This is a genomic window from Stenotrophomonas nematodicola, assembly GCF_009467805.1.
Lineage (GTDB): Bacteria > Pseudomonadota > Gammaproteobacteria > Xanthomonadales > Xanthomonadaceae > Stenotrophomonas > Stenotrophomonas nematodicola.
In genome coordinates this window covers 1,494,678-1,507,349 of the sequence record NZ_WIAY01000001.1, presented here as the reverse complement: position 1 = coordinate 1,507,349, position 12,672 = coordinate 1,494,678, and the positions used below count along the sequence as shown (strand labels likewise).

Here is a 12,672-nt window from a genome sequence, read left to right as displayed (position 1 = left end):
TGGCGGCCCCGCCGGCTGACCTCGGCGCCCGCGTCGATCGATACCGTTGCTGCCTTCCGGCCCTGGCGGGATTTTCGACCTAGCGTCGCGAGGGGCCGACGGGGCCACCATAGAGACGTTCCGCAGACAGGGCGATCAGGATCGGCCGCTGGATGCTGGAGCTGCGCGACGGAACAGGTCCGGCAGTGCAGTCGCGCATTCTAGCGCATGCGCGGCACGCAGTGCCAGACTGGCGAGTCTGAATCCCATGTAGCCCGCTGCCCGGCAGACCGCCCATCGGGCGGTCGGGTGGGTAAAATACGCCGCACAGGAGGAACGACCTCCCCCGCATCGGGTACGACTGACCAGGACGGCCTGGCCCCATCAAGGAGGGCCGCATGGCCTGGATCTATCTGTTGGCAGCCGGTGTGCTGGAAATCGTCTGGGCGTTCGCGATGAAGCAGTCCGACGGGTTCAGCAAACTCACTCCCTCGATCATCACCCTGGTCACCATGACCGCCAGTTTCTGGCTGTTGTCGCTGGCCATGCGCACGCTGCCGCTGGGGACCGCGTATACGATCTGGACCGGCATCGGTGCGGTCGGTGCGTTCGTGGTCGGCATCGTCTTCCTGGGCGAGCAGATCAGCGCGATGCGGATCGGCGCGGCGGTGCTGATCGTCAGCGGGTTGGTGCTGATGAAGGTCTCGAGCGGCTGAGCCGTCATCGGCCGGACAGGACCTGTTCCATCTCCACCGCATCCAGGCCCGGGCCGTGGCCGTTGGTGACGACCCGGGTCACGGTGAAGCCCAGCGCCGCGTAGAAGCCGCGCGTGTGCTGGCTGGTGCTGAGGGTCACGCGCTGCGCACCCACGGCACGCGCCAGCCCCAGGCGCGCCTGCGCCAGCGTGTGGCCGAGCCCCTGGCGGTGGAGGCCATGCTCGACCATCCCCCAGCAGAACGCGGCGGTTGTTCCATCGATCGCCAGGCCGGCACAGGCAACGATCCGGCCGTCGCGCTCGATCACCCGGTAGTCGCCCGTGCGGTCTGGATGCTGCAGGTACGCAGCGAAGCCGGCGCGCTCATGTGCGCCGAAATAGCCGGGCACATTGCTGTCGAAGATGCGCAGGCAGGCGTCCGCGTCGGCGGGGCGGTAGGGGCGGGAGATGCGCATCGTGGGGCGATGGCTAGCGTGCCACCGGCGTGTTCGACGTTGCCTGTACACGCAGCGCCTGCCAGGCCGCGCGCAGGACGCGCACTGCCGAGCGCAGGAACATCACCAGCAGCGCGCCGGCGATCAGCAGGTCCGGCCAGCCAGCACCGAACACCCACACGGCGAGCGCTGCCAGCAGCACGGCCACGCCCTCGGCAATGTCGTTGCGCGAGCATTCCCATGCCGATGCCAGGTTGACGTCGCCGTGGCGGAAGGGCGTGAGCAGCCAGAGGCAGACCCCGTTGGCCGCCAGGTTCAGCGCGCCGGCAATTCCCATGCCCTCGAACAACGGGACGGCGGGATGGGTGAGCCGCCAGCCGATCTGCACGGCAACGGCCAGGGCGGCGCCAAGGATCAGCAGTCCCTTCAGGAGCGCCACGCGCCCCTTGGCCCGCGCGGAAGCGCCCACCACCGCCAGGCTGATCGCGTAAGTGAGCGCGTCGCCCAGATTGTCCAGGCTGCCGGAGAGCAGCGAGGACGAGTGGCTCCACCAGGCCGCGCCGGCCATCATCACGAACGTGGCCAGGTTGATGGCCAGCACGATGCCCAGCACGCGGCGCTGCCTGGCCTGGAGGGCGGCAACATCGACGATCTTTCCGCAACCGCAGCAGTCGGACATGGGGGCAGCGCACAGGCGAGGGAGGCGAAGCGACTGTAATCCAGATCCGGGGCGCTGCGGCCGATCGACGGATGGCCGGGCCGGCAGGTTCAGCCGGTGGTCCAGTGGCCGCCCCCGTGGGTGCAGCTGTCCGGCAGGCCGGCCAGGTCGTCGGCGGAACGCTCGTAGTAGTAGCCATCGAACGCCAGGCCGAACAGCTGTCTGCAGCGGCCCTGCGATGGGGACGGGCAGGCGTCCATATACGTGACCTGGCCTGCCTTGCCTCCCATCTGCGCGGAGGTGGCCGCCAGGCCTTCGCAGATCTTCTTCAGCTCGGCGTCGCTCGAGGCGCCGCTGGACTGCACGCAATCGCACGAGGGCACAACGCATCGCCCTTGTCATCATCGTGCATTCCTTGCAGTTGACCGAGTGCCCGATCCTGCCACATGGGAGGGACAATGCACCTTGTCCCCACTGGGGCCGATCCCCGCGCGCCCGGTTAGTGCGCAGTGGCCCCGATGTAACCCAGGAAGCCAAGGGCCGCTGCCCTGTCTTCAAAGGAGGCCTCAACGCGGTCACCATTGGAGTAACGCACGACGATTTCGTATTTGCGGAACGCGCCTTCGTCGACTCTGGCCTGGTCGTGCTCCGCGAGGAACTGCGTTGCCGCATCCACCCCGGTGAACTCCCTTTCCACGCCGTGCAGCGGAATGACCATGACCTTGGATACGGCCCTGTCGATGGCCTTCTTCAGGCTGTCGAAGAAGCCCGCCAACTGCGCTGCATTGTTCGCGGTCAGTTGCGCTTTGAGCGAGGCTCTCTTCTCGGGCGTGAGTGATTCGATCTGCTCGACGGCATGCGCGAACTCCTGATCCGGCGTTTCCTCATCGAATCGTGCGTCAATGCCGACGGACGCAAATGCCTCAACAATCGAGTCATAGGGCATCAGAATGGTTTCGAAACCACAGCTGCGCATCTGCGCCAGCGAGTCCCTGGTAAACACACCCGCGAGGATGGCGCCAAGGAAAGGCTTGTCCCAGGAGTGTTGTTCGGCGATCGGCATGACCGCGCCCTGGATTTCCTGGGCTTTGGCGCGGGAGTGCTTCGTGTAGCGGCGCCAGGCAGCTTCAATGAAGGCAACCGGGCGCCCACGTACGCCATCGCTTCCGCCCGACTCGATGACGAAATCGAGGTCGTGGAAGTTCTTGTAGCGATCCTGCCAACTGACCTTCGAGCCCGAGCGGGCCGCGCGCTTTCCCTTCTTGTCCAGATAGAGCCCGCGTGCATCGCAGTACGCCTGGAGTTGCGGCAGGACGATCTCCTCCAGGAGGTCGCCAATGATCTGTCCAAAGCGGTGGGATGGAGATTTCGCCACAGTCAACCCTCAATCCATAGATGGCCTTCGTGCAAAGGCACGGTGTGTTTCCGGTTTTTCCACTTCGTGTTGCGGTCACGCAGCTTTTCGAAGGAATACGAGGTGAAGCCGGCGGCCACCGCCAGGCGTCCCAGCCAGTCGTCGACAGGCACGTAGACGCCGTACGGCGCGGAATCGCCGACCACAAAACACATCCGCGCGCCGTCACGGCAGGCGCGGCGAAGCATGGTGAACGTGGCCGCCATGTCGTGGAAGTACGCTGCGACCATGATGTGGTACGCCTTCTTGCCGCCCTTGCCGAGGCGTACCGTGGCGAGTTCGTTGCAGACCTCGCTTATCTCGCTGTGAATGGCTGACAGGCTGGGATGTTCAAGCATGCTCGCCAGATCGACGCGATCGGCGGCCGCGTGCTGGGAGCACGAACGAACGATGTGCTGACGAACGGCATTCTGCAGATCACCCCAGCCCTTGATCTCCCCCCAGAACATCATTTCCAGCCGGGTAGCGTCCGCATAGTCATAGTTGTTTGCATAGGGCGGGGACGTCAGAACGAGATCGACGGAACCAGGTTCAATCGGGATCTGCGCATTGCGCGAATCGTGGGCGAACACACGGGCAGAACCGCTCCACCGGTGTTCCTGGGCCGAGCGCATGTCCGCGGCCATCTGTTGCACCTTGGCATCAAATGCCACCCGTGGCTCCAGCACCTTGGCCTTCGACTTGTTGGGCAGGATGTACTGCCATTGCGCCGTACCCACGCCGCTGCAGGCGCGCAGGATGCCCGTGATGGCCAGCCACACCAGTCGCGCCGCAGCGGGATCGAGCGCGCCGGACTCCGTCGTGTATCCGTTGCGCAGGGCATAGAGCTGGGCAAGCACGTCGACGGAGTAGCACTTCTGCAGCAGATCGGGCGCACCCTGTGCCTCGGTGATGAGCGCCTCCCAGGTGTCGAGACGCTGCTTTACCGTCTCGGCGGCGTCCAGGAACGCATCGCTGTCGCTGGGCCAGGACAGCTTGGCCTCGGCAATGCGGTTTACGAACGGATGGCTCTCAAACCCGAACGCGGCCGCGCCGCAGTGCTCCGCGGCGACAAGCGTGGTGCCGGATCCTGCGAAGGGATCAAGCACGGTGCAGTGCTTGCCGCCGTGGGCATCGATGACGCTTTCCGCCCATTCAGCAGAAAAGCCTGCCGAATAGCGAAACCACCGGTGGACGGGCAGCCGCATGTTGTCCGTGAACGTTCCTGACCGGGCGGTCTGCAGCGGCTTCGCCTTCGGCCTGGCGGTAGGGGGGGGGGCGAACAGCAAGTGAGGCCTCACGTGTATGCGATGGGGGGATGGTAACGTCGGGACGACTGACGCCGCCAAAGAATTGCGCGACGTTGTCGCGGCGGCTGAGATCGAAGGGCGAAAAGCAGAAAGGCCGCCCGAAGGCGGCCTTTCTACGTTTGTCTGGCGGAGAGAGGGGGATTCGAACCCCCGAAGCGCGGTTTAGACGCTTACACACTTTCCAGGCGTGCTCCTTCAACCACTCGGACACCTCTCCGGACCTGCGGCAACAACCCGCTGCAGGGGCGCAGATTCTAGCGGGGGAATCGCCAACGCACAAGCGGCACGACGCGGGGGGCAGGGGGGCTGGACAGGCGTGGCACAATGGACGTCCCGATGAAGACGGTGGCCTGATGTCCTATCTCGTCCTTGCCCGCAAGTGGCGTCCGAAGCGTTTTGCCGAGCTGGTGGGCCAGGAACACGTGGTCCGCGCGCTCAGCAATGCGCTGGACAGCGGCCGTGTGCACCATGCGTTCCTGTTTACCGGCACCCGCGGGGTGGGCAAGACCACGATCGCGCGTATTTTCGCCAAGTCGCTGAACTGCGAGCAGGGCACCAGCGCCGACCCGTGCGGCCAGTGCCCGGCCTGCCTGGACATCGATTCGGGTCGCTACATCGACCTGCTGGAGATCGATGCCGCATCCAATACCGGTGTCGATGACGTCCGCGAGGTGATCGAGAACGCCCAGTACATGCCGTCCCGCGGCAAGTACAAGGTCTACCTGATCGACGAAGTGCACATGCTGTCCAAGGCGGCGTTCAACGCGCTGCTGAAGACGCTGGAAGAGCCGCCGGAGCACGTGAAGTTCCTGCTGGCCACCACCGATCCGCAGAAGCTGCCGGTGACGGTGCTGTCGCGCTGCCTGCAGTTCAACCTCAAGCGGCTCGACGAGGACCAGATCCAGGGGCAGATGACCCGGATTCTGGCTGCCGAAGAGATCGAATCGGACCCGAGCGCGATCGTCCAGCTGGCAAAGGCGGCCGACGGCAGCCTGCGCGACGGCCTGTCGCTGCTGGACCAGGCCATCGCCTACGCCGGTGGTGCGCTGCGCGAAGACGTGGTGCGCACGATGCTGGGGACGGTCGACCGTACCCAGGTGGCCGCCATGCTCGATGCGCTGGCCGACGGCGACGGCCCCCGCCTGTTGCAGGTGGTGGCGCTGCTGGCGGAATTCTCGCCGGACTGGGGTGGCGTGCTGGAAGCGCTGGCCGAAGGCCTGCACCGCATCCAGGTGCAGCAGCTGGTCCCGGGCGCATCGGCGGCGGGTGAGGGCATCGATGCGGTGGCCTTTGCCGGTCGCCTGCGCCCGGAAGTGGTACAGCTGTGGTACCAGATGGCGCTGAATGGGCGCCGCGATCTGTATCTGGCGCCCAGCCCGCGCGCCGGCTTCGAAATGGCTGTGCTGCGCATGCTGGCCTTCCGGCCGGCGGCGGCGGTGCCGCCGGTACCGCGTGATCCGGAGACCGGCACCGGGGTGGGCAGCACCGGTGGCACCGGCAGCGGCCACGGCGTTGGTGCCGTCGCCGCGGCCCCTGCGGCGGCCGTCGCGCCTGCGCCGGCCGCCGCCACGCCGGCCGTGCCGAAAGCGGCCCCGGTGGTGGCGCCGCCGGCGCCCGCCCCAACCCCGACCAAACCCGCGGCCCCCACGCCCGCCGCACCGACGGTGGTCGCCGATCCGGACGACCTGCCGCCGTGGCACCAGGACGGGGCCGCCGACGACCGCGACGAAGCGCTGGCCGCCGAAATGGCCACGCCCGATGCGGCAATGGTCGCGCCGTGGGAAGCACCGCCGGAACGACCGGCCCCGTCGGCCGCTGTCCCGCATCGTCCGCAGGGGATCGCGATTGCGCCGTCGTCCGCGGCCGATGAACCGGCGGCCGCCGTTGTGGCTCCGGACGCGCCGATCGGCCTGGCCAGCGCCGAAGCCTGGCTGGAACTGGTCGCTCAGAGCCAGCTCAGCGGTCCGTCGCGGCAGCTCGCGGCGCACGCGGCGTTCATCGGCTATCAGCGCGGTGTCTTGAAATTGGCGGTATCGCCCGGATTTGAGTACCTGTGTTCGGACCGCTCGCTGGCGGCGCTGACCGACGCCCTGAACGGTCCGCTGGGCCAGGCGCCGAAGATCGTCATCGAAGCCGGTGGCGCGGAGGCCGAAACGCTGCACCAGCGTTCGGACCGCCAGCGTGGCGAACGACAACAGGCGGCCGAAGCCGTTTTCATGGCCGATCCGGATGTGCAGTTGCTGATCCAGCAACACGGCGCCCGGGTCGTGACCGATTCCATCCGTCCCTTTGATGAGTAAAGACCCATGCGTGGCAATATCGCCCAACTGATGCAGCAGGCCCAGAAGATGCAGGAGAACCTGCAGAAGGCCCAGGAAGAACTCGCCAAGCTGGAAGTCACCGGCAGCGCCGGCGGCGGCATGGTCAGCGTGACCCTGACCGGCGCCAAGGAGTGCCGCAAGGTGCGCATTGACCCGGCCGTGCTGGCTGACCCGGAAATGGCCGAAGACCTGATCGCGGCGGCGTTCAACGATGCCTCCAACAAGATCGATGCCGAATCCAAGAACCGCATGGGCTCGGCCACGGCCGGCATGCAGCTGCCTCCGGGCATGAAGCTGCCGTTCTGATCCCAACGCCGCGCCGGCCCTGCCCGGTGTCCCGCGTTGCCTGCGCCGCGAAGCCTTCGGGCTTCGCGCGTTTGTTTCTGGAGTGAGTCCGCCGCCATGAGCCTGCCCCTGCTCGAACAACTGATCGAGGCCTTCCGGGTGCTGCCCGGCGTGGGCCAGAAGACCGCACAGCGCATGGCCTACCACGTGCTGGAGCGCGAACGCGATGGCGGGCAGCGCCTGTCGGAGGTGTTGGCGCAGGCGATCGAGCGGATCGGGCATTGCGTGCAATGCCGCGATTTCAGCGAGAGCGAGCTCTGCACGGTCTGTGCCAACGGCAGCCGCGAGCGCCAGCAGCTGTGTGCGGTGGAGTCGCCGGCCGACCGCCTGGCGATCGAACACGCCACCGGCTTCCGGGGCGTGTACTTCGTGCTGCAGGGACGCCTGTCGCCGCTGGACGGCATCGGCCCGCGCGAACTCGGGCTGGACCAGCTCGACGCCCGCCTGAAACAGGGCGAGGTGCAGGAGCTGATCATCGCCACCAGTGCCACCGTCGAGGGTGAAGCGACGGCCCACTATCTGGCGCAGCTGGCGCGCACGCACAACGTGCGGCCCAGCCGCCTGGCCCAAGGCCTGCCGCTGGGCGGTGAACTGGAGTACGTGGACCGCGGCACGCTGTCGCATGCCTTCGGCACGCGCACCGACATCCAGGAATGACCGCGCGCGGGATGGGTCGAATCCGATAGCGCATCCGCGCTACTCTCCAGGGCCCTGTTTCCTACGGTGCCCCATGAGCCACGACACCCTGTTCGGCAAGATCATCCGCCGCGAGATTCCCGCCACCATCGTCTATGAAGACGACGAAGTGCTGGCCTTCAAGGACATCGCACCGCAGGCGCCGGTGCACGTGTTGTTCATTCCGAAGAACGAAGCGATTCCGACCCTGGACGATGTGCAGCCGTCGCAGGCACACCTGATCGGCAAGCTGGCGCTGGCCGCGGCCGAGTACGCCCGCCGCGAAGGGTTCGCCGAGAACGGCTACCGCATCGTCATGAACTGCCGGGGCGATGCCGGGCAGACCGTGTTCCACATCCACCTGCATCTGCTCGCCGGCGCACCGCTGGGGCATTTCGGGGCATGAAAAAACGCCACCCTGGGGTGGCGTCTTTCTGCTGCTTGTTTACCACCAACCCCAGCCGCGGTAGCCCCAGCCGGGGCCCCATGCCGGGCCCCACGGGCCGTAGGGGTAGGCCGGCACGACGTCGACCTGGCGCTGTTCCGGCCACAGGTAGATCACGTCCGCGTTGATCTTGGGCAGGCGGTAGTCGTACTCGCCGATGCGGGTGTTCTGGTAGCCGTCGATCTTGCCGATGAAGGTCACGTCGCGGCCCGGCTCGAACACGGCCGGATCGTAAAAGCCGGCGCGGCAGGCGATGAAGCGGCCGTCGCTGGCATCGGAGGAGGTGGTGCTCGGGCGGCCACTGCCGTTGAGCGGGCGCGAGATGAGCTGGAAGCAGGTTTCGCCCTGGCCCGGCGTGGTTTCGATGATGCGTCCGCCCCAGCGGACGGGCGTACCGACCTGCTGGGTGGCTACCGAATCGCGCGGGGTGACGACGCTGAACTGTCCCTGCAGCGGTTTGGGTGCGGTTGCACAGGCGGCCAGTGCCAGGGAGGCGGCCAGGGGAAGCAGCAGTTGGATCTTCATGAGGATGCTCCGGGGTTCGGGCGATGCCTGCGCAGGTCGCGCAATAATGAAGCGAGGTCGACGTCTGCGCCAGCGTACCGCGCATGAACGAAACGGACGCTGAGTGCCAGCAGGGCGGGGTCGGGCCGTTGCGCGTGGACACGCCGCGCCCAGTCGCCGGCCGTCTCGGCCGGGGCACGGGCCAGGCCGTACCGCGCGTAGCGCCGGTTCACCCGGTGCCAGGCGCGCAGCAGCGGATCGCGCTCGCGCTCCCCGCGTGCCAACAGCCACGCCATCCAGCCTAGCGCGGCCAGTGCGAAGACCATGAAAACAGCGATCAGCTGTGACGGTTCCAGCCGCTCGATGCCCAGCGGACGCAGCAGCTGCTGTTGGCGGTTGGCATCGAAGGACAGCACCATGTCGTTCCAGCCGCGGCGCAGCCAGTCGCCGAGCTCGCCGGCCTGCAGCCAGCGCGATTGCAGGCCGCCGTCGGCGCCGGCCCCCAGACGGTCTTCCAGCGTGTCGTAGACGCGCTCGGGCGCTACAGCGGCTGTCGGATCCACCCGGACCCAGCCGCGGCCGTCCAGCCAGACTTCGGTCCAGGCATGGGCATCCATGCGCCGCACGACCCAGTAATTGCCATAGCGATTGCGGACACCGCCGGCAAAACCGGTGACCACCCGCGCGGGGATGCCGGCATTGCGCATCAGCACCACGAACGACCCGCTGAAGTGTTCACAGAAGCCAGCCTGGTGGTCGAACAGGAACTCATCCACGCCGTCGCGCCCGGGCAGCGGCGTGTCGAGGGTGTAGGCGAAACGCTGGCCGATCCAGTCCAGGGCGCGCTGCACGATCGCCGCATCGTCCTGGCCGGCATCGCGGCGCCACGCCCGGGCCAGCGCCGCCGTGCGCGGATTGAAGCCGGCCGGCAGCGCCAGCGCGAGCTGGCGCTGGTAGGGCGTCAGTGGCTGGGAGTAGGCGGTGGCCGGGGAGGACTGCAGGCGCCATCGGGTCAGGGATGCGAGCGGAGCGCGGCTGCGCAGGCTGTGGTCGGCGTTGAGTTCGCTGCCCGGCGGCGCCGCCAGTGGCAGGTCCAGGGCCACCAGCTGCCGGCGGTCGGTGGGTTCGTAGTCGATCTGGTAGTCCCAGCGCGTCGCCCCGTGGGTCACCTGCGGCGGCGGCCGTCGGTCGAGGCTGCGATCCTGTTGCCACCGCCGGCCGTCGAACCGCGTCATCACCGGGCCGCGCCAGTAGCGTTGCGACGGCGCCGGCACGGCCCCGAAGAACTGCACGCGCAGGGCAGGCGTGTCATCGGCCATCAGGTCCAGCCAGGTGCCCGGTTCCATGCTGTCAGACAGGCCCGGCTTGGACACCGCGCGCTCGGGGATACCCCACAGCGGCTCGCTCAGGCGCGGGAACAGCCAGAACGCGGCCAGCGCCAGCGGCAGCCCCAGCGCCACCAGCCGGGCGATGCCGCGTGCCTGCCCCCGCGCGGCGGGAGGCGCGGCCTGGCCTTCCACATGCGCAAGCCGCTGCAGGGCGAGCAGGGCGGTCAACGCGGCCAGCATCGCCAGCGCAAGCGTCAGCGGCCCCTGGTCGAGCAGAAACGCGGCGAACGGGGCGAACAACGCAAAGCCGAGCAGGCTGCGGGCATCGCGCAGGGAGCGCAGCTCGCTGGATTTGATCGCCAGCATCGCCGCCAGCAGCGCGCAGCCGGTGTCGCGGCCGGGCCGGGCGCCCATCTGCCAGTAGATCGCGCCGAGCATGGCCAGGACCAGCAGCACCCGCAGCGGCGCGGGCAGCACCCGTCCGCGCGAGGCCAGCGCCGTGCCGATCGCAACCGCCGCGATTACCGCCGCCAGCGCATCGGGCAGTTGCAGCAGCAGCGGCAGCAGGCCCAGCGCGGCGCTGGCCAGGCTCCAGTGGCGCGCGCTGCGCGGCAGATCGGGGGGCAGCACGGGATCAGCCATGCGGCAGCACCGCCAGCGCGCGCTGGCACAGGTGGTGGTGGGCGTTGCCGCTGCCCGGGCCCAGCACCGGGTGGCCGGGCAGGGTCAGCGTGTAACGGCGGCCCTCGCGTTCGGCCAGGTCCACCCAGCGTGCCAGCCGCGCGATCCGGGCTTCGGTCGGCAGCGGTGCCAGGTGCCGCCAGTCCAGCTGGACGTCCAGTCCCACCGGGCGCTCGTACTCGCGCACGAGCAGCGCATCGCGGCGGGCCGAGTGCTTCCACGCGATGCTGCGCGGCGGGTCGCCGGCGCGATAGGGGCGCAGTTGATGCAGCTCCTCGCCACTGGGATGCACGCGGGTGTGCAGCGGGTCACCGCCGCCTTCGGGCAGTGCCGGCGCCTGGGTGTCGGGCGCGGCGTAGACCAGCAACGGCGTGTCCGGCCACACCCAGGTCCAGGCGCGCACCAGGCCCAGCGGCTGGGTGGTGGAGAGCCGGATGCGGTCCAGGTCCAGCCAGCCGCGCTGCGTGGTGGGCATATCCAGATCGACTTCGGTCTGGTCGTCGTGCGCCAGGTGCGCAAAGGCCAGGGTGTTGTGGTGTTCGATCCGCAGTCCACGCCGGGCGCGCGCGTCGCGGCGCGACAGGCTGATGCGCAGGCGCAGCGGGTGGCCGGCGGTCACCGGGTCGGCCGACACCGCGTCCACCTGCACGCCCGACAACTGCAGGTGCGCGCTGATCGCGCTGGCGATGCCGGTCGCACCCAGCAGCAGGGCCAGCAGCAGCGCGGGGTTGTTGTTGTAGTTCAGCGCGCCCAGCAGCATCGCGCCCAGCAGGACGGCCACGAACAGGCCGAAGCGGGTCGGCAGCACATAGATGCGGCGGCGGTCGATCCGCTGCGGCAACGTGTCGGGCTGGCGCGGACGCGTGTAGTGCCGGCCATTGGCCGGCAGCATCCTCTGCTTCAAGCGGTCTCCCCAGCCGCTGTGCATCTCAGTCGACCTGGACGGTCTGCAGGATCGCCCGCGCCAGCGCCGGTCCCGTGGAGGCCTCGGCCTCGGGTACCAGGCGGTGGCCAGCCACGGCGACGAACAGGGTCTGCACGTCTTCGGGCACCACATGCGCGCGCCCCAGCAGCAATGCATGCGCCTTGGCCGCGCGCAGCAGGGCCAGGCCCGCGCGTGGCGACAGGCCGACGCGCACCCCGGCGTGCTGCCGGCTGCGGGTCAGCAGCGCCTGCACGTACCCGATCAGCGCGTCGCTGGCGTGCACCTGGCCCACGGCCTCGCGCAGCGTGCGCACGTCGGCGTCGCTCAGCTGGGCGGTCGCCCGGGCGATCAGGTGGCGGCGGTCGGTGCCGCGCAGCAGTTCGCGCTCCGATTCCGGATTGGGATAGCCCAGCGCCAGCCGCAGCAGGAAGCGGTCCAGCTGCGAGTCCGGCAACGGGAACGTGCCGGACAGGTCCACCGGATTCTGGGTCGCGATGACGAAGAACGGATCAGGCAGCGGATGGGTGGTGCCATCAAGGGTGACCTGCTGCTCGGCCATCGCTTCGAGCAGCGCGCTCTGCGTGCGGGGCGGCGCGCGGTTGATCTCGTCGGCCAGCAGCACATGGGTGAAGACCGGGCCCGGATGGAACTGGAATTGACGGCTGCCTGCGTCGTAAACCGAGACGCCGAGCACATCCGCTGGCAGAAGGTCCGAAGTGAACTGCACCCGCTGGAAGCCCAGCCCGAGGCTGGAGGCCAGCGCATGGGCGAGGGTGGTCTTGCCCAGGCCGGGCAGATCTTCGATCAACAGGTGACCGCCGGACAGCAGCGCGACGAACGCCAGCCGCACTTCGTGCTGCTTGCCCAGCAGCAGGGCGTTGACCTGGTCCTGCGCGCTGCGAAGGGACTGTCGCAGGACATCGGTTAGCATGGCTGGCACGTGGGGCGAGTTGTCCATG

The 12,672-nt window shown here is 68.4% G+C and carries 14 protein-coding genes, 1 tRNA gene and 1 other RNA gene; 5 read left to right on the top strand and 11 right to left on the bottom strand.

Going from position 1 to position 12,672, the window contains the following annotated elements:
* Window positions 1-5: 5 nt before the first annotated feature.
* Window positions 6-102, bottom strand: an RNA gene (ffs, locus tag GDJ08_RS07115) — signal recognition particle sRNA small type.
* 275 nt (window positions 103-377) lie between these two features.
* Between ffs and GDJ08_RS07110 the strand changes: the two genes are divergently transcribed.
* Window positions 378-695: a DMT family transporter gene (locus tag GDJ08_RS07110; protein ID WP_017355638.1), complete on the top strand. Its 318-nt coding sequence runs from the start codon at window positions 378-380 to the stop codon at window positions 693-695.
* A gap of 4 nt (window positions 696-699) precedes the next feature.
* Here GDJ08_RS07110 and GDJ08_RS07105 read toward each other — a convergent pair whose 3' ends face one another.
* The 6 genes from GDJ08_RS07105 to GDJ08_RS07080 all read right to left on the bottom strand — a co-directional run bounded on the left by GDJ08_RS07105 (window position 700) and on the right by GDJ08_RS07080 (window position 4,706).
* A complete protein-coding gene (locus GDJ08_RS07105) occupies window positions 700-1,149 on the bottom strand; it encodes a GNAT family N-acetyltransferase (protein ID WP_136005590.1) in 450 nt (149 codons plus the stop codon).
* Between the two features lie 13 nt (window positions 1,150-1,162).
* Window positions 1,163-1,807, bottom strand: a complete 645-nt coding sequence (locus GDJ08_RS07100) for a cation efflux transmembrane domain-containing protein (RefSeq protein ID WP_017355640.1) — start codon at window positions 1,805-1,807, stop codon at window positions 1,163-1,165.
* A gap of 89 nt (window positions 1,808-1,896) precedes the next feature.
* Window positions 1,897-2,169 (bottom strand): hypothetical protein, encoded by a 273-nt coding sequence (locus GDJ08_RS07095; RefSeq protein WP_153164561.1) that lies wholly within the window; start codon window positions 2,167-2,169, stop codon window positions 1,897-1,899.
* Window positions 2,170-2,285: 116 nt separating this feature from the next.
* Complete coding sequence (locus tag GDJ08_RS07090) at window positions 2,286-3,161, bottom strand: DNA methylase (RefSeq protein WP_229296475.1); 876 nt, start codon at window positions 3,159-3,161, stop codon at window positions 2,286-2,288.
* Between the two features lie 2 nt (window positions 3,162-3,163).
* A complete protein-coding gene (locus GDJ08_RS07085) occupies window positions 3,164-4,387 on the bottom strand; it encodes a DNA methyltransferase (protein ID WP_153164559.1) in 1,224 nt (407 codons plus the stop codon).
* Between the two features lie 226 nt (window positions 4,388-4,613).
* Window positions 4,614-4,706, bottom strand: a tRNA-Ser gene (locus GDJ08_RS07080).
* A gap of 136 nt (window positions 4,707-4,842) precedes the next feature.
* On the opposite strand from GDJ08_RS07080, the gene dnaX reads away from it, so the two are divergent.
* The 4 genes from dnaX (at window position 4,843) to GDJ08_RS07060 (ending at window position 8,236) form a co-directional block, all read left to right on the top strand.
* Window positions 4,843-6,789: a DNA polymerase III subunit gamma/tau gene (gene dnaX, locus GDJ08_RS07075; protein ID WP_153164558.1), complete on the top strand. Its 1,947-nt coding sequence runs from the start codon at window positions 4,843-4,845 to the stop codon at window positions 6,787-6,789.
* Between the two features lie 6 nt (window positions 6,790-6,795).
* Window positions 6,796-7,116, top strand: a complete 321-nt coding sequence (locus GDJ08_RS07070; RefSeq protein ID WP_017355155.1) for a YbaB/EbfC family nucleoid-associated protein — start codon at window positions 6,796-6,798, stop codon at window positions 7,114-7,116.
* Between the two features lie 96 nt (window positions 7,117-7,212).
* Window positions 7,213-7,812, top strand: a complete 600-nt coding sequence (gene recR, locus GDJ08_RS07065) for a recombination mediator RecR (RefSeq protein ID WP_017355154.1) — start codon at window positions 7,213-7,215, stop codon at window positions 7,810-7,812.
* Window positions 7,813-7,885: 73 nt separating this feature from the next.
* Window positions 7,886-8,236 carry a histidine triad nucleotide-binding protein gene (locus GDJ08_RS07060; protein WP_017355153.1) on the top strand — a complete coding sequence of 117 codons (351 nt, stop codon included), beginning with the start codon at window positions 7,886-7,888 and terminating at the stop codon, window positions 8,234-8,236.
* 39 nt (window positions 8,237-8,275) lie between these two features.
* Here GDJ08_RS07060 and GDJ08_RS07055 read toward each other — a convergent pair whose 3' ends face one another.
* From GDJ08_RS07055 to GDJ08_RS07040, 4 genes are read right to left on the bottom strand one after another with little or no spacing between them, the layout of a single operon-like run.
* The gene (locus GDJ08_RS07055; protein WP_017355152.1) at window positions 8,276-8,800 is read right to left on the bottom strand and encodes a Slp family lipoprotein; all 525 of its coding nucleotides are present in this window, start codon (window positions 8,798-8,800) and stop codon (window positions 8,276-8,278) included.
* Window positions 8,797-10,749, bottom strand: a complete 1,953-nt coding sequence (locus GDJ08_RS07050; protein WP_153164557.1) for a transglutaminase TgpA family protein — start codon at window positions 10,747-10,749, stop codon at window positions 8,797-8,799. Before GDJ08_RS07050 ends, GDJ08_RS07055 begins: the two co-directional genes overlap by 4 nt.
* Window positions 10,742-11,680, bottom strand: coding sequence for a DUF58 domain-containing protein (locus GDJ08_RS07045; protein WP_153164634.1), 939 nt, complete (start codon window positions 11,678-11,680; stop codon window positions 10,742-10,744). The genes GDJ08_RS07050 and GDJ08_RS07045 overlap by 8 nt, the downstream gene beginning before the upstream one ends.
* 37 nt (window positions 11,681-11,717) lie before the next feature.
* Window positions 11,718-12,671, bottom strand: coding sequence for an AAA family ATPase (locus tag GDJ08_RS07040; RefSeq protein WP_206147290.1), 954 nt, complete (start codon window positions 12,669-12,671; stop codon window positions 11,718-11,720).
* Between the last annotated feature and the right edge of the window lies 1 nt (window position 12,672).

Bases quoted from the DNA above. Each gene is read 5' to 3' on its own strand.
- GDJ08_RS07110 (WP_017355638.1), top strand. From the start codon at position 378: ATGGCCTGGATCTATCTGTTGGCAGCCGGTGTGCTGGAAATCGTCTGG.
- GDJ08_RS07105 (WP_136005590.1), bottom strand. From the start codon at position 1,149: ATGCGCATCTCCCGCCCCTACCGCCCCGCCGACGCGGACGCCTGCCTG.
- GDJ08_RS07100 (WP_017355640.1), bottom strand. From the start codon at position 1,807: ATGTCCGACTGCTGCGGTTGCGGAAAGATCGTCGATGTTGCCGCCCTC.
- GDJ08_RS07085 (WP_153164559.1), bottom strand. From the start codon at position 4,387: ATGCGGCTGCCCGTCCACCGGTGGTTTCGCTATTCGGCAGGCTTTTCT.
- dnaX (WP_153164558.1), top strand. From the start codon at position 4,843: ATGTCCTATCTCGTCCTTGCCCGCAAGTGGCGTCCGAAGCGTTTTGCC.
- GDJ08_RS07070 (WP_017355155.1), top strand. From the start codon at position 6,796: ATGCGTGGCAATATCGCCCAACTGATGCAGCAGGCCCAGAAGATGCAG.
- recR (WP_017355154.1), top strand. From the start codon at position 7,213: ATGAGCCTGCCCCTGCTCGAACAACTGATCGAGGCCTTCCGGGTGCTG.
- GDJ08_RS07060 (WP_017355153.1), top strand. From the start codon at position 7,886: ATGAGCCACGACACCCTGTTCGGCAAGATCATCCGCCGCGAGATTCCC.
- GDJ08_RS07055 (WP_017355152.1), bottom strand. From the start codon at position 8,800: ATGAAGATCCAACTGCTGCTTCCCCTGGCCGCCTCCCTGGCACTGGCC.
- GDJ08_RS07050 (WP_153164557.1), bottom strand. From the start codon at position 10,749: ATGGCTGATCCCGTGCTGCCCCCCGATCTGCCGCGCAGCGCGCGCCAC.
- GDJ08_RS07045 (WP_153164634.1), bottom strand. From the start codon at position 11,680: ATGCTGCCGGCCAATGGCCGGCACTACACGCGTCCGCGCCAGCCCGAC.
- GDJ08_RS07040 (WP_206147290.1), bottom strand. From the start codon at position 12,671: ATGGACAACTCGCCCCACGTGCCAGCCATGCTAACCGATGTCCTGCGA.